This is a genomic window from Paramagnetospirillum magneticum AMB-1 (genome assembly GCF_000009985.1).
GTDB lineage: Bacteria > Pseudomonadota > Alphaproteobacteria > Rhodospirillales > Magnetospirillaceae > Phaeospirillum > Phaeospirillum magneticum.
In genome coordinates, this window is the sequence record NC_007626.1 from 650,172 (window position 1) to 669,476 (window position 19,305).

General features: G+C 64.5%; 21 protein-coding genes. 11 read left to right on the forward strand and 10 right to left on the reverse strand.

Translation table 11 applies throughout. The annotated features are described in order from the left end of the window. Positions 1–107 precede the first annotated feature (107 nt). Positions 108–902: a CDP-diacylglycerol--serine O-phosphatidyltransferase gene (pssA, locus tag AMB_RS03115; protein ID WP_011383046.1), complete on the reverse strand. Its 795-nt coding sequence runs from the start codon at positions 900–902 to the stop codon at positions 108–110. Further along, positions 902–1,594 (reverse strand): phosphatidylserine decarboxylase, encoded by a 693-nt coding sequence (locus AMB_RS03120; protein WP_043745921.1) that lies wholly within the window; start codon positions 1,592–1,594, stop codon positions 902–904. Before AMB_RS03120 ends, pssA begins: the two co-directional genes overlap by 1 nt. Positions 1,595–1,729: 135 nt before the next feature. On the opposite strand from AMB_RS03120, the gene AMB_RS03125 reads away from it, so the two are divergent. Then, complete coding sequence (locus tag AMB_RS03125; protein WP_011383048.1) at positions 1,730–2,239, forward strand: hypothetical protein; 510 nt, start codon at positions 1,730–1,732, stop codon at positions 2,237–2,239. A 144-nt stretch (positions 2,240–2,383) separates the two neighbouring features. On the opposite strand, the gene AMB_RS03130 is transcribed toward AMB_RS03125, so the two are convergent. Beyond that, positions 2,384–3,328 carry a LysM peptidoglycan-binding domain-containing protein gene (locus AMB_RS03130; protein ID WP_011383049.1) on the reverse strand — a complete coding sequence of 315 codons (945 nt, stop codon included), beginning with the start codon at positions 3,326–3,328 and terminating at the stop codon, positions 2,384–2,386. A gap of 248 nt (positions 3,329–3,576) precedes the next feature. On the opposite strand from AMB_RS03130, the gene AMB_RS03135 reads away from it, so the two are divergent. Continuing rightward, on the forward strand, positions 3,577–5,802 hold the full coding sequence (locus AMB_RS03135; RefSeq protein ID WP_043743299.1) for an NADP-dependent isocitrate dehydrogenase: 2,226 nt from the start codon (positions 3,577–3,579) through the stop codon (positions 5,800–5,802). Between the two features lie 106 nt (positions 5,803–5,908). Continuing rightward, positions 5,909–7,129 carry an NADP-dependent isocitrate dehydrogenase gene (locus tag AMB_RS03140; RefSeq protein WP_011383051.1) on the forward strand — a complete coding sequence of 407 codons (1,221 nt, stop codon included), beginning with the start codon at positions 5,909–5,911 and terminating at the stop codon, positions 7,127–7,129. 74 nt (positions 7,130–7,203) lie between these two features. Here AMB_RS03140 and AMB_RS26710 read toward each other — a convergent pair whose 3' ends face one another. From AMB_RS26710 to AMB_RS03160, 5 genes are all read right to left on the reverse strand, one after another. Then, a complete protein-coding gene (locus AMB_RS26710; protein ID WP_011383052.1) occupies positions 7,204–7,335 on the reverse strand; it encodes a hypothetical protein in 132 nt (43 codons plus the stop codon). 149 nt (positions 7,336–7,484) lie between these two features. Further along, positions 7,485–8,237: a flagellar type III secretion system pore protein FliP gene (gene fliP, locus AMB_RS03145; RefSeq protein WP_011383053.1), complete on the reverse strand. Its 753-nt coding sequence runs from the start codon at positions 8,235–8,237 to the stop codon at positions 7,485–7,487. After that, positions 8,234–8,566, reverse strand: coding sequence for a FliO/MopB family protein (locus AMB_RS03150; RefSeq protein ID WP_011383054.1), 333 nt, complete (start codon positions 8,564–8,566; stop codon positions 8,234–8,236). Before AMB_RS03150 ends, fliP begins: the two co-directional genes overlap by 4 nt. A gap of 2 nt (positions 8,567–8,568) precedes the next feature. After that, positions 8,569–8,835, reverse strand: coding sequence for a hypothetical protein (locus AMB_RS03155; protein WP_011383055.1), 267 nt, complete (start codon positions 8,833–8,835; stop codon positions 8,569–8,571). Continuing rightward, entirely contained in the window at positions 8,832–9,185 is a 354-nt protein-coding gene (locus AMB_RS03160) for an EscU/YscU/HrcU family type III secretion system export apparatus switch protein (protein ID WP_011383056.1), read from the reverse strand. Before AMB_RS03160 ends, AMB_RS03155 begins: the two co-directional genes overlap by 4 nt. A gap of 198 nt (positions 9,186–9,383) precedes the next feature. Between AMB_RS03160 and flgB the strand changes: the two genes are divergently transcribed. From flgB to AMB_RS03195, 7 genes are read left to right on the forward strand one after another with little or no spacing between them, the layout of a single operon-like run. Continuing rightward, entirely contained in the window at positions 9,384–9,785 is a 402-nt protein-coding gene (gene flgB / locus AMB_RS03165) for a flagellar basal body rod protein FlgB (protein ID WP_011383057.1), read from the forward strand. Between the two features lie 39 nt (positions 9,786–9,824). After that, positions 9,825–10,235 (forward strand): flagellar basal body rod protein FlgC, encoded by a 411-nt coding sequence (gene flgC / locus AMB_RS03170; RefSeq protein ID WP_011383058.1) that lies wholly within the window; start codon positions 9,825–9,827, stop codon positions 10,233–10,235. A 29-nt stretch (positions 10,236–10,264) separates the two neighbouring features. Continuing rightward, positions 10,265–10,576 (forward strand): flagellar hook-basal body complex protein FliE, encoded by a 312-nt coding sequence (locus tag AMB_RS03175; protein ID WP_011383059.1) that lies wholly within the window; start codon positions 10,265–10,267, stop codon positions 10,574–10,576. A 15-nt stretch (positions 10,577–10,591) separates the two neighbouring features. Next, entirely contained in the window at positions 10,592–10,861 is a 270-nt protein-coding gene (fliQ, locus tag AMB_RS03180) for a flagellar biosynthesis protein FliQ (protein WP_011383060.1), read from the forward strand. 1 nt (position 10,862) lies between these two features. After that, positions 10,863–11,627: a flagellar biosynthetic protein FliR gene (fliR, locus tag AMB_RS03185; protein ID WP_011383061.1), complete on the forward strand. Its 765-nt coding sequence runs from the start codon at positions 10,863–10,865 to the stop codon at positions 11,625–11,627. Positions 11,628–11,631: 4 nt separating this feature from the next. After that, entirely contained in the window at positions 11,632–12,699 is a 1,068-nt protein-coding gene (flhB, locus tag AMB_RS03190; protein WP_011383062.1) for a flagellar biosynthesis protein FlhB, read from the forward strand. Beyond that, entirely contained in the window at positions 12,683–15,073 is a 2,391-nt protein-coding gene (locus tag AMB_RS03195) for a hybrid sensor histidine kinase/response regulator (RefSeq protein WP_011383063.1), read from the forward strand. The genes flhB and AMB_RS03195 overlap by 17 nt, the downstream gene beginning before the upstream one ends. A gap of 140 nt (positions 15,074–15,213) precedes the next feature. Here the strand turns inward: AMB_RS03195 and AMB_RS23895 are convergent, their stop codons facing one another. Both AMB_RS23895 and AMB_RS03200 read right to left on the reverse strand, forming a co-directional pair. Further along, positions 15,214–15,918, reverse strand: coding sequence for an FRG domain-containing protein (locus AMB_RS23895; protein WP_083763420.1), 705 nt, complete (start codon positions 15,916–15,918; stop codon positions 15,214–15,216). Positions 15,919–16,235: 317 nt separating this feature from the next. Beyond that, positions 16,236–17,927, reverse strand: a complete 1,692-nt coding sequence (locus AMB_RS03200) for a caspase family protein (RefSeq protein WP_011383064.1) — start codon at positions 17,925–17,927, stop codon at positions 16,236–16,238. Positions 17,928–18,124: 197 nt separating this feature from the next. Between AMB_RS03200 and recA the strand changes: the two genes are divergently transcribed. Further along, positions 18,125–19,204: a recombinase RecA gene (gene recA, locus AMB_RS03205; RefSeq protein ID WP_011383065.1), complete on the forward strand. Its 1,080-nt coding sequence runs from the start codon at positions 18,125–18,127 to the stop codon at positions 19,202–19,204. The last annotated feature ends 101 nt before the right edge of the window (positions 19,205–19,305 follow it).

A 19,305-nucleotide genomic window follows, 5' to 3' on the forward strand; every position in this document is an offset into this window, starting at 1 on the left:
GCGTTGTGAATCTGCCCCCATATCTACGCTCGCCCCCGGCATCCGGCAAGGTAACGGTGCCGCGCCGCAGCATGTTCTCCGGCGGCTGTTGCCGAAAAGCAACAGTGTTACGCGGTGGGGGCTTCCGGTTCGGCGGGAGGGGCGGACTCGGCTTGGGCCTTCAGGCGGCGGAACGAGCGCAGGCTGACGGGAATCATGCCCAGATACAAGGTCCCCAGCAGGGACAGGGTCAACCATGGCTCGGTGACCAGGAAGGCGGCGGCCAGGCCGATGATCAGCAGGATAGGCAGCACCCAGCGATGGGGAATGCGCACCTTCTTACCCGAGAAGGTCGGGATCTTGCTGACCATCAGGAACGAGACGCCCATCAGGAACACCGACACCACCATCGGCTGGTCGAAGAAGCCGCCGCCGAACTGGATGGTGAAGACCAGCGGCATCAGCACCAGCCCCGCCGCCGCCGGGGCTGGGACGCCGGTGAAGAAATTATAGGCGTAGGGCGGCAGGTCGGGCTCGCCGATCATGGTGTTGAATCGGGCGAGGCGCAGGGCGCAGCATACCGAGAACAGCAGCACCATGGCCCAGCCATAGGCTCCGGCGCCCTGCATGGTCCAGAAATACAGCACCATGGCCGGCGCCACGCCGAAGCTGACGAAATCGGAGAGCGAGTCCAGCTCGGCGCCGAACTTCGACGTGCCCTGCAACAGGCGGGCGACCCGTCCGTCCAGCCCGTCCAGGATGGCGGCCAGCACGGTGGACATCACCGCCTCCTTCCACATGCCGTGGACGGCGAAGCGGATGGCGGTCAACCCGGCGCACAGCGCCAGCAGCGTCAGAATGTTGGGGATCAGCTTGTTGATCGACAACCCCCGGATGCGGGGCGGACGCTTGGGGCGGAACATCAGCGGATTTCTCCCTGGCGGGCGCCTTCCGTGGAATCCAGGTCGGCCAGAACCGTCTCGCCGGCGATGATGCTTTGTCCCAGGCTGACCAGGGGCGCCACGCCGTCGGGCAGATAGACGTCGACGCGCGAGCCGAAGCGGATCAGCCCGAAACGCTGGCCGGCGCGGACCTGCTGGCCGTCCTTCAGGTCGCACTTGATGCGCCGGGCCACCAGGCCGGCGATCTGCACGAAGGCGATCTCGCGGCCATCGGCGCGGCTCATGCGCACGCTCATGCGCTCGTTGTCGGCGCTGGCCTTGTCCAGGGAGGCGTCGAGGAACTTGCCCGGCCGGTACGAGCACTTGACGATGGTGCCGTCCACCGGGCAGCGGTTGATGTGGACCGAGAACACGCTCATGAACACCGAAATGCGCATGCGGGGCGCGTCCCCCATGTCCAGCTCGGGCGGCGGGGCGACCATGCCGACCATCTGCACCACGCCGTCGGCGGGGCTGATCACCAGGCCGTCGCGGGTGGGGGTGACGCGGTCGGGATCGCGGAAGAACCAGGCGCACCAGCAGGTGAGCAGGGCGCCGGCCCAGCCCAGCGGCCCCCAGATCTGGCCCAGCAGCAGGGCCCCCAAGGCAAAGAGCCCGACGAACGGCCAGCCCTCGCGGTTGATGGGGAACCAAAGATACTTGGTCAAGGAAATCTGCTGCGCCTGCACCGCTTCACCTCTCAATAACACCGCCCCTTTTGGATTTTCATCCCGGTCGGCGTCATGATACTAGTGTGGAGGAATTGAAGTTTCTACCATGAATTTTGTCGAGGATCGGGCGGCGTCTGTATGTCCAAGTCGAAGGCGTTTTCTTTGGGCGGCATGAGCCTGCCGCTGGATATCGACGCGGTTCTCGAGGAGGCCGAGGCCCAGCCTCTGGCGCTCGGCACCGGTCCCGTGGCGTTCGATTTCGGATTTCGCTTCGTCCGCTTCGCCGGCCGGCTGGAACAATCGGCCTCGGGCGTTCAGCTCAAGCTGGTGGGGGACCTTGGTCCCATGCCGTACTCGGCGGAATCGCCCGCCGCCCGGTCCGGGTTGGCCCGCATCGTTGATGCCGGCAATTCCGTGCTGGGCGCCGGGTCGTTCCGTCTGGCCCAGGGGCGGATTCTGCTGGGGGGGGAACTGGGCGTTCCCATGCCGGTTTCGGCGGTGGGTCTGGTCTCGGCGGTGACGCGCTTCCTGGTTCCGGCCACGCCCTATATGGAGCTGATCTCCATGTACATCCGGCCGCCCCTGGCGCCCGCCCGCCCGGGCGAAAGCGCCGTGCGCCCCGAATGGCGCAAGTCCAAGCGCCGCTGAGGCAACGCCCTAGAGTGCGTCAGCTTTAAGCTGAAGCACTCTAAGATTCTGTCTGTACGAAAAAGCTCCGTTTTTTCAGGGCTCAAGCGCCGCTCGGGCTTAAGAGTTCTTCGACTTTCCGATTCAGCTTAAGTGCGAAGAACTCTATTTCGCCGGAACGCTGAACACCTGGCCGGGATAGATGCGGTCGGGGTCCTTGATGTGGTCGCGGTTGGCCTCGAAGATCACCGTATAGGCCATGCCCTGGCCATAGAGCCGCCGGGCGATGCGCCAAAGGGAATTGCCCTGGAGCACGGTCACGGTGGAACCGCCCTTCAGGGTGGTCTCCTCGCCCCTGGTCCACGAGGCCTCGACCCGGGCGAGAACCTTGCCCTTGTCGTCCACCTGATCGGCGCGCAGCAGATGGGTGCCCTTGCCCGGCGGCAAGGCGGCGCTCACCCGCCAGTTGCCCTCGGCATCGGCGGAGGCGCGGCCCAGCAGGCCGTTGTCCAGGTAGAGATTGATTCTGGCGCCGTTGGGAGCGCGGCCACTGACCGTCATGCGGCCCTTGTCGTTGTGGTCGATGATGTCGAGGGACAGGCCGCTGGGAGCGGCGGCGGCGTTGGGTCCTTGCAGGATGCGGCTGCTTCCGTCGCGACCCGATTTGATGGCCAGGGCGGTGCCCTGGCCGCGCGGCGGCACGACCAGCACCACGGTCTCGCCCGATTCGGACAGGCTGCCATCGGGATTGACGGCCTTCAGCCGCAGCTCGCGCGAGCCGGGAGGCAGCGGGCCGGGAGGCAGCAACACCCATTCCCCCCGCCCGTCGGCGGTGACCTGGCCCAATTCCTGGGTGCCGTCGATGACGGTGACCCGGGCGCCGGGCCTGGCGCGGCCGGCGATGACCGCGTCGCCGCCTGCATCGATGCGGACAACGTCGAAGGACGGCTCGCCCAATTCGGCAATGGCGGCCCTGGTGGCGGGGCCGGGCGGCGGGGGAATCTGCGCCTCCATGTCCTTCGTCTCGTCACGCTGGTTGAGCATGGCGAGCACGATGGCGATCACGGCGACGGCAAGCCCGATGAGGGCGACGAGCTTAGGCCGGTTCAACGGCTCCTCGCTGTGTGGTGGTGGAGGCGGCCGCTACCCTAGCCCTTATTTCCCCCAGTGTCACGGGCGCGAATCCGTCGCTTGCGCCCGTTTCATGGGTTTTCTCCCGGTCCTACCCGCCCGTTTCCCCTCCCAACGAGTAGGATTGAGTCTTGCGTTTGGCACCCCGAATGCTATCGTCCCGCGTTTGCCGCGTGGCGGAATTCACGGGCAGGCGAGGGTATGGCTTCGAGCGAGGGGTAAGAACGATGACGACCGCGAAAATCATCTGGACCAAGGTTGACGAGGCGCCGGCTCTGGCGACCTATTCTTTGCTGCCCATCGTCCAGGCCTTTACCGGGGCGGCTGGAGTTGCGGTCGAGACCCGCGACATCTCGCTGGCCGGTCGCATCATCGCCAATTTCCCCGAGAACCTGACCCCGGCGCAGCGCATCGGCGACGAATTGGCCGAACTGGGCGAACTGACGCTCAAGCCCGAAGCCAACATCATCAAGCTGCCCAACGTCAGCGCCTCGGTGCCGCAGCTCAAGGCCGCCATCAAGGAATTGCAGTCCCAGGGCTACAAGATTCCCGACTTCCCCGAGGACCCCAAGACCGATGCCGAGAAGGAACTCAAGGCCCGCTTCGGCAAGGTCCTGGGCTCGGCGGTGAATCCGGTGCTGCGCGAGGGCAATTCCGACCGCCGCGCCGCCGCGTCGGTGAAGGCGTTCGCCCGCAAGAATCCCCACAAGATGGGGGCCTGGGCCGCTTCGTCCCAGTCCCATGTCGCCCACATGAATGCCGGTGACTTCTACGGCAGCGAGAAGTCGGTGACCGTCGCCGCCGCCACCGACGTCAAGATCGAGTTCCACGGCAAGGATGGCTCGATCCATGTGCTGAAGGCCAAGACCAAGCTCAAGGCCGGCGAGGTCATCGACGCCGCGGTGATGAGCGCCAAGGCTCTGCGCGCCTTCTACGCCGAGCAGATCGCCGACGCCAAGTCCCAGCCGGGCCTGCTGCTGTCGCTGCATCTCAAGGCGACCATGATGAAGGTTTCGGACCCCATCATGTTCGGCCATGCCGTCACCGTCTTCTTCAAGGACGTGTTCGAGAAGCACGCCGCCGCCATCAAGGACCTGGGCGTCAACGTCAACAACGGCTTCGGCGACCTGATCGCCAAGCTGGACAAGCTGCCCGCCGCCAAGAAGGCCGAGATCGAGGCCGACATCAAGGCCGCCTACGAGGCCGGTCCGCCCCTGGCCATGGTCAATTCCGACAAGGGCATCACCAACCTGCATGTGCCGTCCGACGTCATCGTCGACGCCTCCATGCCCGCCATGATCCGTGATTCCGGCCGCATGTGGGGCACCGACGGCAAGCTGCACGACACCAAGGCCATGATCCCCGACCGCTGCTACGCCCGCATGTACCAGGTGGTCATCGACGACTGCAAGAAGCACGGCGCCTTCGATCCCAAGACCATGGGCAGCGTGCCGAATGTGGGCCTGATGGCTCAGAAGGCCGAGGAGTATGGCTCCCATGACAAGACCTTCGAGATTGCCGCCGATGGCGTGGTCCAGGTTGTGGACGAATCCGGCGCAGTGCTGCTGGAGCAGAAGGTCGAGGCCGGCGATATCTTCCGCGCCTGCCAGACCAAGGACGCCCCCATCCAGGATTGGGTGAAGCTGGCCGTGACCCGCGCCCGGCTGTCCAATACCCCGGCCATCTTCTGGCTGGACAAGAACCGCGCCCACGATGCCCAGATCATCGCCAAGGTGGAAAAGTACCTCAAGGACCACGACACCACCGGCCTGGACATCACCATCAAGGCGCCGGAAGAGGCCATCGCCGTCTCGCTGGAGCGCATCCGCAAGGGTCTGGACACCATCTCGGTGACCGGCAACGTGCTGCGCGACTACCTGACCGACCTGTTCCCCATCCTGGAACTGGGCACTTCGGCCAAGATGCTGTCCATCGTCCCGCTGATGGCGGGCGGCGGCCTGTTCGAGACCGGTGCCGGCGGCTCGGCTCCCAAGCACGTGCAGCAGTTCCAGGAGGAGGGCTACCTCCGCTGGGACAGCCTGGGCGAATTCCTGGCGCTGGGCGTGTCGCTGGAGCATCTGGCCCAGACCTTCAAGAACCCCAAGGCGCAGGTTCTGGCCGACACCTTGGATCAGGCTAACGCCCGGATCCTCGACAACAACCGCTCGCCGGCCCGCAAGGTGGGCGAACTGGACAATCGCGGCAGCCATTTCTATCTGGCGCTCTACTGGGCTCAGGCCCTGGCCGAGCAGACCAAGGACAAGGAGCTGGCCGCCCGCTTCGCTCCGCTGGCCAAGGCGCTGACCGAGAACGAGGACAAGATCAACGCCGAGCTGATCGCGGCGCAGGGCAAGCCGGTGGACATGGGCGGCTACTACAGCCCCAATGATTCCAAGACCTCGGCCGCCATGCGTCCCAGCGCCACCTTGAACGCGGCCCTGGCCGCCATTTAATACGGTTCGGCGGCGGCGGGAGATGCGAACTCCCGCCGCTCCGTTCCGGTCCGCCATCTAGAGACAAGCAGATATTGGGCCTTTCGCACCCCGAGGAACCCCGTCAATGAACAAGATCAAAGTCGCAAACCCGATCGTCGAGCTGGACGGCGACGAGATGACCCGGATCATCTGGAAGTTCATCAAGGACAAGCTGATCCTGCCCTACCTGGATGTGGATCTGAAATACTACGATCTGGGCATCGAGTATCGCGACAAGACCGACGACAAGGTGACGATCGAAGCCTCGGAAGCCATCAAGAAGTATGGCGTGGGCGTCAAATGCGCCACCATCACCCCCGACGAGGCGCGGGTGAAGGAATTCAACCTCAAGAAGATGTGGAAGTCGCCCAACGGCACCATCCGCAACATTCTCGACGGCACCGTGTTCCGCGAGCCGATCATCTGCAAGAACGTGCCGCGTCTGGTGCCCGGCTGGACCAAGCCCATCGTCATCGGCCGCCACGCCTTCGGTGACCAGTACAAGGCCACCGACTTCACCGTCCCCGGCCCGGGCAAGCTGACCATCAAGTTCGTCGGCACCAACGGCGAGACCATCGAGCACGAAGTGTTCGACTTCCCCGGCGCCGGCGTGGCCATGGGTATGTACAACCTGGACGAGTCCATCTACGGCTTCGCCCGGGCTTGCCTGAACTATGGCCAGCAGAAGAAGTGGCCGGTCTACCTGTCGACCAAGAACACCATTCTCAAGGCCTATGATGGCCGCTTCAAGGACATCTTCCAGGAAGTCTACGAGAAGGAATTCAAGGCCGAATACGCAAAGCTGGGCATCACCTACGAGCACCGCCTGATCGACGACATGGTCGCTTCGGCGCTGAAATGGTCGGGTGAATTCGTCTGGGCCTGCAAGAACTACGACGGCGACGTGCAGTCCGACACAGTGGCCCAGGGCTTCGGCTCGCTGGGCCTGATGACCTCGGTGCTGATGAGCCCCGACGGCAAGGTGGTCGAGGCCGAGGCCGCCCACGGCACGGTGACCCGTCACTACCGCGAGCACCAGAAGGGCAAGGAGACCTCGACCAACCCCATCGCGTCGATCTTCGCCTGGACGCGGGGCCTGTTCTACCGCGCCCAGTTCGACAACACCCCCGAGGTGGCCAAGTTCGCCCAGGCTCTTGAGGAAGTGTGCGTCGAGACGGTGGAATCCGGCTTCATGACCAAGGACCTGGCCATCCTGATCGGCCCCGGCCAGTCGTGGCTGACCACCCAGCAGTTCCTGGACAAGCTGGACGAGAACCTGAAGAAGCGGATGGGCCTGGCGGCGTAATGCCGGACTGACGTTCGGTCAAAAAGAACCCCGCCGGCGGCCCAGGCCACCGGCGGGGATTTTTTTTGGCCGGATCAGCGGGCGCAGAACGAATCGATGCGCCGACGCATTTCCTCCTGGGCGCGACTCAACTCCTGGAGGCTGTCGTTGATCCGGGCCATGGTGGCGCCGAAACCGGCGCGGAAATTGTTGATATCGAATCTCATGCTTCCGCACACCCCTGAGTTGGATCGACCCCCTACTGGGGTCATGCGCGAAGTATGACAAAGGAATGGCAATACATTTCGCGTTGGCTGTTAACTCAATTTAAACCAACTTGAAATGTGTCGTCACTTCTCGATTCGGTAGTAGGTTCTTACCCGTAACTCTGCACCAGGGAGCCTACGACCAGATACCAGCCATCTACCATAACGAAGAAGATCAGCTTGAACGGCAGGGAGATCATGGCGGGCGGAATCATCATCATGCCCATGCTCATCAGCACCGAGGCGATGACCATGTCGATGATCAGGAACGGCAGGAAGATCAGAAAGCCGATTTCGAAGGCGCGGCGCAGCTCGCTGATCATGAAGGCGGGGATCAAGGCCCGCAGGGGGGCGTCCTCGGCCTTCTCCACCTCCTTGGCGCGCGACAGATCCATGAACAGCTTGAGATCCTGGCCGCGCACATGCTTGCTCATGAAGGCGTGGAACGGCTTGACGGCGCGCTCGAAGCCCTCGATCTCGTCCAGATGGCCGTCCATCACCGGTGCGATGCCGTCGGTCCAGGCCTTCTCGAAGGTGGGAGCCATCACGAAGGCGGTCAGAAACATGGCCAGGCTGACCATCACCGTATTGGGCGGGCTCTGCTGGGTGCCCAGAGCCTGACGCAGGAAGCCCAGCACCACCACGAAGCGGGTGAACGATGTGACCATCACCAGGATGGAGGGCGCCACCGACAGCACGGTGGTCAGCGCGATCAGCTGAATGATGCGCGACGTGGCGCTGGCCTGCGGTCCGCCCAGATCGATGTTCAGGGACTGGGCCAGAACCGGTCCGGCCGCCAGGGCGGTCAGGATGCCAACGGCGGCGGCCAGGATCATCCGGCGGCGGGAAGCAAGGCGGGTCATGTTCCGGTCTCCGGCTCGGTTGGGTCCGACCAGTCGGCTTCCGGGCCGGACAGGGTGAAGGCGGCGCGCGGGCAATCGGTCTCCACCACCGCAGGCTGGGCACCGCCCAGGACCAGCAGATGCTCGCGGTCGTCGCGGCGGATCAGGACCAGACGATGTTTCACGTCCAGCGTCAAGGATTCCACCACGGCCAGCCGGCGGCCGGCGGCGCCGGGACGTCTGGCCACCATGCCCGGCAGGCGGCTCCGCACCACCCACAGCACGCCGAAGATCAGTCCCAGCACCGCCACCAGCGACAGGATGAAACGCAGGTAATGGGCTGAATCCATGCTCAGGCGTCCAGGGAGGTCGGGTTGTTGCGCTGGGTCAGCGCGGCGGCCAGCAGGTCGAGATCGGCCACCAGGGCCTCGAGGCCGGGGCGGAAGGCCACGCCCTCGGAGCGCTCCAGGCCGAGCACGGCGCCGCAGACGTGGCGGACCCGGCCTTCCAGGGCGGCAAGATCCACTTCGGTGCCGGTGGCCAGCAGGCGCCGGGCGGTGCCCACCAGGGTGGAGGCCTTTTCCAGTTCCTGGCGCAGCGCGTCGGATTCGGTGCTCATGCGGCGCCTCCGGGGGGCGGGGCCGCGCCCATGGCGCCATTGGCGCGATAGACATAGGCCAGGATCTCGGCCACGGCGACGAAGGCCTCGACCGGAATGACGGTGTCGACCTCGACGGCGGCCAGGACCTCGGCCAGATCGGGATCGGTGCGGACCTTCACCCCATGGGCGAAGGCCAACTGCAGAATCTGTTCGGCCACCGCGCCCCGTCCCGAGGCGGTGACGGTGGGCAGGCCGGGATGGTCGGGGTCGTCGGCCAGGGCCACGGCCACCTGACGGCGCCTGGGGGCGGCGGCGGCCTTGGCCCGCTCGCTCTCCGCCTCCTCGTCCCAAATGTCCCTATCGCCCATGGCCGGCTTTCCAAGCGGGTTCACCAGGGCTCACAATGGCCTGGGCGCGCTTAAAATTCGTTTAAGCCCAGGAATTGGGCATCGGGCCAAACCCGCAGGGTGCCCCGGCTTTACTGAATCTTAAACGGCATGGGTGGATAGTGATCATGGCGAGACGGGTCCGCTCGCCCACCTGTACCCCGGCGAAGGTTCGCGTCCATGTACGACGATCTCGGCATTTTCAAGATGGCCAAGGCCCAGATGGACTGGATCGCCCAGCGCCAGGAGGTGCTGGCCAGCAACATCGCCAATGCCAATACGCCGCGCTACCTGCCCAAGGACATCAAGCCGCTCGACTTCAAGGAAGTGCTGGCCGGCACGGCCCAGCCCGACGTGGGTGCCACCACCACCAACGCCAAGCATATTGTGCCCGAGGTGACGCCCAGCCCCTTCAAGGCGGTGACCCAGCGCCGGACTTTCGAATCCACTCCCGACGGCAACGCCGTCATCCTGGAAGAGCAGATAGCCAAGGTTGGCGACGCCAATTCCAAGTACAACGCCGCCGCCGCGCTGTTCCAGAAGTACCAGAAGATGATCAAGACCGCCTCGGGCAGCCGCTAGGCCCGTAATTCCAAGAGCCCGTAATTCCAAGAGATCGCCATGGACGAACTCAGCAAAAGTACGCAGACAGCCATTTCGGGCATGAAGGTGCAGTCGCAGCGTCTGCGGGTGATCTCGGAGAATCTCGCCAATGCCGATTCCCTGGCCCAGACCCCCGAGGGGCTGCCCTATCGCCGCAAGGTGATGACCTTCAAGAACGAGCTGGACCGCGCCACCGGCACCAATGTGGTCAAGGTGGACAAGGTGCGGGCCGATTCCGCCGAGTTCCAGCGCCGCTACGACCCCAAGCATCCGGCCGCCGACCGCGACGGCTATGTGCTGGCCCCCAACGTCAATCCGTTGATCGAGATGATGGACATGCGCGAGGCCCAGCGCAGCTATGAGGCCAACATGAACGTCATCAACGCTTCCCGCTCGCTGCTGTCGCGCACCATCGAGATGTTGCGCTAGGCCAGATGCCGCGTTAAGGATCCATCATCATGACTTCCCGCCTCACCGACGCCATCTCCGCCTATAAGACCGCCGCCAATCCCTTCGAATCGGTGGGCAAGACCTCCGAGACCGAAGGCAACGGCACCGACTTCGCCTCCGTGCTGAAGGATGCGGCCAAGGTGGCGGTGGGTGACGCCAAGACGGCAGAAAAAGCCTCCATGTCGGCCATTGCCGGCAAGGCCGACATCCGCGAAGTGGTGGCCGCCGTCGCCAATGCGGAAATGACCCTGGAAACCGTGGTCAATGTCCGCGACAAGGTGATCAACGCCTATAACGAAATCCTGCGCATGCCCATCTGATCGGGTCCGGCCCAGATGACCGAGCCCGAGTTGATCGACATCGCCCGCGAAACCATCATGGTCATGCTGAAGGTGGCGGCGCCCACCCTGCTGACCGGTCTGGTGGTGGGTCTGGTCATTTCCATTTTCCAGACTCTGACCCAGATTCAGGAGCAGACGCTGACCTTCGTGCCGAAGATGCTCTTGGTCTTCGCCTCCATGATCCTGTTCCTACCCTTCATGCTGCATTCGCTGACCGAGTTCTGGAGACTGGTCATGGACCGCGTCGTCGCCGGCGGCGGTTAACGTGCTGACCGATCTGCTCCAGCTCGACATCTTCCGGTTCTTCCTGGTGTTTACACGCATCGGCGCCGCCCTGATGCTGTTTCCCGGCCTGGGCGGCTCGCTGGTCTCGACCCGCATCCGCCTATTGCTGGCCTTGTCGGTGGCCTTCGTCATGCTGCCCGTGGTGGGCGCCAGCTTTCCGGCGGTGCCCCGCAGCGTCGGCGGCATGCTGCTGGCGGTGTTCGGCGAGGCGGTGGTGGGAGTCTATCTCGGCACGGTGATCATGTTCATCATGTCGACGCTCAACATGGCCGGCTCCATGATCGGCTATCAGACGGGCCTGACCAACGCCTTCTCCTTCGACCCCATCGCGCAGCAGCAGAGCCAGCTTCTTACCGGCTTCCTGGCTAATATCGGGCTGGTGGCGGTGTTCGCCACCGATATGCATCACCTGATGTTCCAGGCGGTATTCGAATCCTATTATCTGTTCCCGCCGGGCCAGCCGCTACAGTTCGGAGACTATGCCGAGACGCTAGGCCATCTGGCTACCGACACCTTCAAGGTGGGAACCCAGTTCGCGGCACCGCTGGTGGTGTTCGGCCTAGTGTTCTACACTGGCCTCGGCCTGCTGTCGCGGCTGGTGCCCCAGTTGCAGGTGTTCTTCGTCGGTATGCCGGTGCAGGTGATGGTGGGGATGTGGCTGTTCATGGTGACGATGCCGCTGGTGATCTCGCTGTTCCTGCGCTTCTTCGAATCCGGCCTGATGCCCTACGTCCAGCCGAGGTAAGAGCATGGCCGAAGATTCCGACGACAAAACAGAAGAACCAACAGACCGAAAACTGAGCCAGGCCCGCGAGCAGGGCAATATCCCCACCTCCCAGGAGGTGAAGATCTGGGCGAGCCTGGTGGGGGCGCTGGTGGTGGTCACCCTGTTCGCCCCTTACATGGCCCGCGATATCGGGCGCCTGCTGCTGCCCTTCGTCGAGCACCCCCATGCCTTCCCCATGGGGAGGGAGGATGTGGGCCAGTTGCTGTCCGGCATCACGGTGGACATGATCAAGCTTCTGATCATGCCCATGATGATGCTGGTGGTGCTGGCCATCGCCTCGGCCATGGGCCAGAGCGGCCTGATGTTCCTGCCCGACAAGCTGACCTTGGATTTCGGCAAGCTGAGCCCCGGCAAGGGCCTTCAGCGCATCTTCTCCGGCCGCAATCTGGTGGAGTTCGTCAAGTCGCTGTTCAAGGTGTCGGCCATCGGCTTCGTCATCTTTCTGATCCTGAAATCGCATATGAGCGAATATGCCGGCCTGGCGGCGCTGGACCTGATGGCGGTGCTCGACTATCTGCGCCATCAGGTGATCACCATGATCATTGTGGTGGTGCTGATGGTCTTCGTGCTGGCCGCCGCCGACTGGTTCTATCAGCGCTGGGCCTTCACCCAGCAGATGAAGATGACCAAGCAGGAGATCAAGGACGAGCACAAGCAGACCGAAGGCGATCCCATGATCAAGGGCCGCCTGCGCGCCTTGCGCATGCAGCGCGCCCGCCAGCGCATGATGGCCGCCGTGCCCCGGGCCAGCGTGGTGGTGACCAACCCCACCCATTACGCCGTGGCATTGCAATACGACCAGGATTCCATGGGGGCGCCCGTCCTGGTGGCCAAGGGCGTCGACCTGATCGCCAAGCGCATCCGCGACCTGGCCACCGAGAACGAAGTGCCCATCGTCGAGAATCCGCCCCTGGCCCGCGCCCTTTACGCCACGGTCGAGCTGGACCAGGAAATCCCGCCCGAGCACTACAAAACCGTGGCGGAAATTATCGGTTACGTCATGAAGCTGAAGGGTGAACTTGCGCATTAAATCCCTTCCCGATCCGCTGTCGCTCTGCCTGGCCGCCTCGGTGGCCGGGACCGCCATGCTGGGCGTGGCCGAGGCCGGCTGGCCCGCCATCTCGGCCGCGGCCCTGGTGGCGGCGGTCGCGGGGAGCATGCTGTGGCAGCGCTCGCGCCGGCCGGCGGGCATCGCCCCCATCCTGGCCGGAGCCCTGGAGTCGGAAAGCCGCGCCGTGCTGGTGGTGGCCTCGGATGGGGCCGAGCTTTACCGCAATCAGGCGGCGCGCCGCCTGCTGGGGGGGGCGGCCGATCCCCTGGCCCCGCTCAAGGCGCTGGCCGCCGCCGATGATCGCGCCCTGGCCGAGATGGAGCGCCTGGATGCCGCCGCCGCGGTAGGGGCGCCCCGGCGCACCGAGGTGACCCTGGTCTCCGCCGGCGGTGGGCGTGAATGGCTGACCCTGGAGGTCCGCCCGGCGGGCAGCCCCCAGGCGGTGGCCTGGATCGCCGAGGATGTCAGCGCGCGGCGCGCCATCGACGAGACGCTGCGGCGCGAGAACGAATTGCTGTCCGATTTCGTCGATCTGCTGCCGGTGGGCTGCTATTCCGCCGATGCGGACGGCACGGTGCGCTACGTCAACCAGCGTCTGGCCGAATGGCTGGGCAAGGCCGGCGACGAGATTCTGGGCCGCAATCTGGCCGAGGTGTTCGGCATCGTTCCCAATCCCGAGGAAGAACGGGCCGAGTTGCGCCTGCGCGGCCGCTCGGGCGAGGTGTTCCAGGCCCTGGTCGCCCATTCGGTGTTCGACGAGGGGGGCGAGATGTTCACCCGCTCGGTGGTGGTGCGCGATCTGGTGCCGGAACAGCAATGGGAAAAGGCGCTGCGCGCCGCCGAGCGCCGCTTCCGCTGGCTGTTCGACGACGCCCCCGTCGGCATCGCCCTGGTGGATCTGGACGGGGCGGTGGGAGCCTGCAATCTTGCCCTGCAGGCCATGCTGGGCATCGACCGCGACGACATGATCGGCCGCCCGGTGATCGACGTGGTCGCCGAGGAGAACCGCCCCGCGGCCTCCGAGCAACTGGGCAAGGTGATTGCCGGCTCCACCCCCGGCACCCATCTGGAAGTGCGTCTCAAGGGGCGGCGCAACCTCATCGCCCAGCTCTTCGTCAGCCCCAGCCACGAAGACGGCGACATCTCCGGCCTCGTCATCCACTTCATCGATGCCACCGAGCAGCGCAACCTGGAAATGCAGTTCGCCCAGAGCCAGAAAATGCAGGCCATGGGCCAGCTGGCCGGCGGCGTGGCCCACGACTTCAACAATCTGCTCACCGCCATGATCGGCTTCTGCGACCTGCTCTTGCAGCGCCACGGGGCCGGCGATCCCAGCTTCGCCGACATCATGCAGGTCAAGCAGAACGCCAACCGCGCCGCCTCGCTGGTGCGCCAGTTGCTGGCCTTCTCGCGCCGTCAGGCCTTGCAGCCCCGCCTGCTCAACGTCACCGACGCCCTGGCCGAGCTGTCCAACCTGCTGCGCCGCCTGCTGGGCGAGACCATCGAGCTGCGCATGATCCACGGCCGCGCCCTGGGGCTGGTGCGCGTCGATCCCGGCCAGTTCGATCAGGTCATCATCAATCTGGCGGTCAATGCCAGGGACGCCATGCCGGGCGGCGGGGCGCTGACCATCCGCACCAATGCCGTCCACGTGGACCAGCCCATTCAGCGCGGCCCCGAGCTGATGCCCGCCGGCGATTACGTCCAGATCGAGGTGGCCGATACCGGCACCGGCATCGGCAAGGAGAACCTGGCCCGCATCTTCGAACCCTTCTTCTCCACCAAGGAAGTGGGCGCCGGCACCGGATTGGGCCTGTCCACCGTCTACGGCATCGTGCGCCAGACCGACGGCTTCATCTTCGTGGAGTCGGAACCCGGCCAGGGCGCCACTTTCTCCATCTACCTGCCGCGCATCGACGCCGACCCGGCCGCCGAGACCAAACGTGCCCCCCTGCCATCGGAAGCCGCCGGTGCCGACCTTACCGGCTCGGGCACCATCCTGCTGGTCGAGGACGAGGACGCCGTCCGCCTGTTCGGCGCCCGGGCGCTGAGGAACAAGGGCTATACCGTCATCGAGGCCCGCTCGGGCGAGCAGGCCATGGAAGTCCTCAACGGCGGCGAGCCCATCCAGGTGCTGATCTCCGACGTGGTGATGCCCGGCATGGACGGCGTGACCCTGGCCCGCTTCGTGCGCATGGAGCGCCCCGCCATCAAGGTCATCCTCATCTCCGGCTATTCCGAAGACGTCGCCCGCGACGGCATCGACCCCGACGCCGGTATCCACTTCCTCCCCAAGCCCTTCTCCCTCCGGCAGCTGGCGGGGGCGGTCAAGCAGGTGATGGACGAAGGGTAATGGGCCGCCCAAGCGCAGGGGCGCCCGCGCCCCCGCACCCCCAGGCCAGGGGCAAAGGCCCCTGGACCCCGGTCCTTTAAACAACGAGGAAGAACGGCGTCAGCATTTCTATCTTTTGATGCTCGCCTGAGGTGGGCTCCCTATGCGCCAATATGGGCAATAGAGCCAATCGAATTGTCGCCCGGGTAGCCCGAGTTTAGAAGAAATTCATACCCTGAATCGTAGTATGGCGGCGGAAATAGAGCGTGAACTCCGAGCATTTCGCCGGAGCCAAGCCAAGAAATAGCGTCGGACAGCTTGATTCGGATTATCCCGCGGATTTGCGCGGCATAGTCGCTTGGGCGAATAATATTCTTTCCCCGCAGCCGAAAAAGAACGCCATGTTGCGCGTGCGGGCGTAGAAAAATAGATGGAGATGCAACTCGCAGATCGACGAACTCAGTTTCCGAGCCAGTGAGGATGCCTGGCGAAATTGGCTGATCTGCGTCAACCGCAATCATTAGAATATAGGCGTATCCATCAGGCTCCTTGTCCTGCCCTCTCTTCTCAAAATGCAGAAATTTCCCAATTTTGTCGGCTGATCGAACTTTGTGGCAAGCAAACCATAGAGCGACCCAAACGTTATCAACTAAGTCTATCCATGATGTTTTTAGTCCGTAATGCTGTACCAAAGCTTCTTTGCATTTTTCATGCAATGTGTTGAATGTTTTTGCTTTAGATGAAATGTGTGAAATGGCGTGGCTTAATTTTCTTAACCTATTCGACAGCGATCTGTGGGAGATTGTCCCCCTGAACAGCGAAGGCGATAGTGTGCTGTAGAGCTCCGTCTGTCCGCGGAAATAAATGCGCTCATTTAGTTTTGAGTTTTTAAATTTTAAATTTTAAATACCCAGCAGCCTGAATGAGGGCATGTGGATCATTCACATGAAGTACATCCTGTCCGGACGCAGCATCGTTAATGTAGGTAGAATTTCGAGTGTATATTTTGCTGAACGACAAATTATATTCACCCTGCATGTGGTTGTTGCGCTGCTAATGGGTGCAAAAACTGTACATTTTGCGCGAATTGAGGACAATCTGAATTTTGCTGCCACTGAAGATGAAATAACGACCAAGGATGCGCGAAGGGACGAGTCCCTTCGCACCCTTCCTCCCCTTCCGACTACCACTCCGACAGCACCCGGCTTTCATCCCCGATCAGTTCGGGGTATTGGCTGCGGCCCAGTTTGGCGGCTTCGGCGGGGACCTGCTGCAGCAGGTAGCTTTCCAGGGCGCCGATGGTGATGGCGCGGCCGCCGTTGGCGGCGTTGCCTTCCAGGCCTTTCATCAGGTAGTAGCTGAACAGGCCGTGGCGGGTGGCGGCGAGGCTGCTGGACAGCTGGTCGCGGCCGGCGGCGGCCAGGATGGTGACGTTGGGGGGCAGGTCGCTTTCCTTGACCGAGATGAGGATGGGGCGGGCGGCCTGGACCAGGGTGTCGTTGCCGCGGGTGCCGCCGGAATAGCAGGTGTCGAGGAACAGGGTGACGGTGCGGGCGCCGGCGGCGACCAGGGCGTCGATGATGTCCTTGCGCTTCAGCGCGCTTTGGGCCAGCAGCATGCGGTCGCCGTCATAGGGCAGCAGGTACTGGTCGCGTCCGTCGTCGGAGGCGAGGCCATGGCCGGAGAAGAACAGGTAGACGTCCGACTTGCCTTGGGCGATCAGGGGCTGGACCCAGGCCAGCACGGCCTTCTCCACGGACAGGCGGCGGGCCTTGTCCCCGGTCAGCAGCTTGACCCGGTCATGGGGCACGCCCATGGCCCGGGTGGCGTAGTCGTAGAAGGCGTTGGCGTCGTTCTCGGCGAATTCGGCGCGGGGGGCGGATTCGTAGCGGTCGACGCCGATGACCAGCGCCACGGCCTTGGGGTTGCGCTTGCCCTTGGCGCGGCCGGGATTGAGCGGCTCGTAGGCGGAGGCGCCGGCGGGCGGGGGATCGCGGGTGACGGTGACCATGGCTTCGGTGGCGCGTCCCTGGCGGTCGCGGGCTTCCACCTTGATCTCGGTCTCACCCAGGGGCACGCCCCGGCGATAGCGGAACGAGCCGTCCTTGCCGAGCTTCACCTGGGCGCCGTCCACGAACACGGTGGAGCCCTTGGTGGTGCCGGTCACCTTGCCGGCCAGTTCCACCTCCAGATCGGTGGTCTGCAGGCTATCGGGCACCTCCAGGCGGACGGCGCTGGGGACGGGGGGCTGCGGCGCGGTGGGCTTGGGGCCGGGCAGGGGCGGCGGCGGTGCGATGGAGGCCAGGGTGGGCCTGGTGCCGCGAAGGTCCAGCCCCAGGGTGGCGAAGATGGCTTGATCGCTGAGGCCCTGACGGCGCGATCGGGTGACGAAGCGCTCGATGCGGGGGTGGCGCTCCAGGATGGCGGCCAGCTCGGCATCGCTGTAGCCCCTCTGGCGGGCGGTGGCGATCCATTCCTTCAGCCAGGGCGGCGGGATGAATTTGGTGGGGTCGTCGGATTCGTCGTCGACGCGGTCGCGATAGGCGCCGGCCGGCGGGAGATAGGGCGGTGGCGGCGGTGCCAGCCGTTCTCCCCGCAAGGGCGGTAGGGGCGGCGGCGGTGGAGGGGGGCGGAAGCCGTCCCGCCGCTCGCCCTCGAAGTCTCGCCCGGCGAAGTCCCGCCCGCCGAAGCCTCCGCGGCCGAAATCGTGCCCGCCGCCCGGCCCGCCATCGCGGCCGCCGCGCACGGGTAGGACATGGGCGCGGCCCGGGATGTCGGGGGCCGTGCCGGCCGGCGGCGTGGCCCCCCGGCTGATCTGGGGGATGAACAGCAGCATCGCGGCGGATGCCACCATGGCGGACAGAGCGAGACGCATGTTTCCGGCCCCTTCTGGACACGAACGCCGTTCAGTCTACGCCCCTTTTCCTTACTTAAATGTGGAGCCGCTCACGCGGATGGTGTGGAACTGAAATGGAACAAACGCGAACATTCCGCTTGTGTTCCTCTAAAGTTCGTGTAGCTTAATCCTCATTGCGGAACCGCCCGGTTCGGGATAGATGAAGGGGAACGGCCATGTCTCAGGCTGCATTGCGTCTCGTGGACAAGGATACCATGGATAGACAGAAGGCTTTGGAAGCCGCCGTCAGCCAGATCGAGCGGGCGTTCGGCAAGGGCTCCATCATGAAGTTGGGGGGCAAGGACCAGGTGGTCGAGACCGAGGTGGTCTCCACCGGGTCGCTGGGCCTCGACGTGGCCCTCGGCATCGGCGGCGTTCCCCGCGGCCGCATCATCGAGGTCTATGGCCCGGAAAGCTCGGGCAAGACCACCCTGGCGCTGCACATCATCGCCGAGGCTCAGAAGAAAGGCGGCACCTGCGCCTTCGTCGACGCCGAGCATGCGTTGGACCCCTCCTACGCCCGCAAGCTGGGCGTCAATCTGGACGAGTTGCTGATCAGCCAGCCCGATGCCGGCGAACAGGCTCTGGAAATCGCCGATACGCTGGTGCGGTCCGGCGCCGTCGACGTGCTGGTGGTGGATTCCGTCGCCGCCCTGGTGCCGCGCGCCGAGCTGGAAGGCGAAATGGGCGACAACCATATGGGCCTGCATGCCCGCCTGATGAGCCAGGCGCTGCGCAAGCTCACCGGTTCGGTGTCCAAGTCCAAGACCATCGTCATCTTCATCAATCAGATCCGCATGAAGATCGGCGTGATGTTCGGCAATCCCGAAACCACCACCGGCGGCAACGCGCTGAAGTTCTACGCTTCGGTGCGCATGGAGATCCGCCGGGTCGGCGCCATCAAGGACCGCGACGAGGTGGTGGGCAACCAGACCCGCGTCAAGGTGGTGAAGAACAAGCTCGCCCCGCCGTTCAAGGTGGTGGATTTCGACATCATGTATGGCGAAGGCATCTCCAAGATGGGCGAACTGATCGATCTGGGCGTCAAGGCCAATGTGGTGGAAAAGTCGGGGGCGTGGTTCTCCTACAACTCCACCCGCATCGGCCAGGGGCGCGAGAACGCCAAGACCTTCCTGCGTGAAAACCCGGCCATGGCCGCCGAGATCGAAGGCGCCATCCGCCAGAACGCCGGCCTCATTTCCGAGGCCCTGGCCGGCGGCCCCGGCGATCTGGACGGCACCCCGGTCGAGGAATAGCCGGTACTATCGGGCACAGCCCGAAGCGAAGGGCCATCCGCGAACAGGCGGATGGCCTTTTCCGTTTCCGGCGGCGGATGCCCCGGCATTGGGGTGGGATG

Excerpts from the sequence above, each read along its gene's own strand:
- pssA (WP_011383046.1), bottom strand. The coding sequence starts at position 902 with ATGTTCCGCCCCAAGCGTCCGCCCCGCATCCGGGGGTTGTCGATCAAC.
- AMB_RS03125 (WP_011383048.1), top strand. The coding sequence starts at position 1,730 with ATGTCCAAGTCGAAGGCGTTTTCTTTGGGCGGCATGAGCCTGCCGCTG.
- AMB_RS03135 (WP_043743299.1), top strand. The coding sequence starts at position 3,577 with ATGACGACCGCGAAAATCATCTGGACCAAGGTTGACGAGGCGCCGGCT.
- AMB_RS03140 (WP_011383051.1), top strand. The coding sequence starts at position 5,909 with ATGAACAAGATCAAAGTCGCAAACCCGATCGTCGAGCTGGACGGCGAC.
- AMB_RS26710 (WP_011383052.1), bottom strand. The coding sequence starts at position 7,335 with ATGAGATTCGATATCAACAATTTCCGCGCCGGTTTCGGCGCCACCATG.
- fliP (WP_011383053.1), bottom strand. The coding sequence starts at position 8,237 with ATGACCCGCCTTGCTTCCCGCCGCCGGATGATCCTGGCCGCCGCCGTT.
- AMB_RS03150 (WP_011383054.1), bottom strand. The coding sequence starts at position 8,566 with ATGGATTCAGCCCATTACCTGCGTTTCATCCTGTCGCTGGTGGCGGTG.
- AMB_RS03155 (WP_011383055.1), bottom strand. The coding sequence starts at position 8,835 with ATGAGCACCGAATCCGACGCGCTGCGCCAGGAACTGGAAAAGGCCTCC.
- AMB_RS03160 (WP_011383056.1), bottom strand. The coding sequence starts at position 9,185 with ATGGGCGATAGGGACATTTGGGACGAGGAGGCGGAGAGCGAGCGGGCC.
- flgB (WP_011383057.1), top strand. The coding sequence starts at position 9,384 with ATGTACGACGATCTCGGCATTTTCAAGATGGCCAAGGCCCAGATGGAC.
- flgC (WP_011383058.1), top strand. The coding sequence starts at position 9,825 with ATGGACGAACTCAGCAAAAGTACGCAGACAGCCATTTCGGGCATGAAG.
- AMB_RS03175 (WP_011383059.1), top strand. The coding sequence starts at position 10,265 with ATGACTTCCCGCCTCACCGACGCCATCTCCGCCTATAAGACCGCCGCC.
- fliQ (WP_011383060.1), top strand. The coding sequence starts at position 10,592 with ATGACCGAGCCCGAGTTGATCGACATCGCCCGCGAAACCATCATGGTC.
- flhB (WP_011383062.1), top strand. The coding sequence starts at position 11,632 with ATGGCCGAAGATTCCGACGACAAAACAGAAGAACCAACAGACCGAAAA.
- AMB_RS03200 (WP_011383064.1), bottom strand. The coding sequence starts at position 17,927 with ATGCGTCTCGCTCTGTCCGCCATGGTGGCATCCGCCGCGATGCTGCTG.
- recA (WP_011383065.1), top strand. The coding sequence starts at position 18,125 with ATGTCTCAGGCTGCATTGCGTCTCGTGGACAAGGATACCATGGATAGA.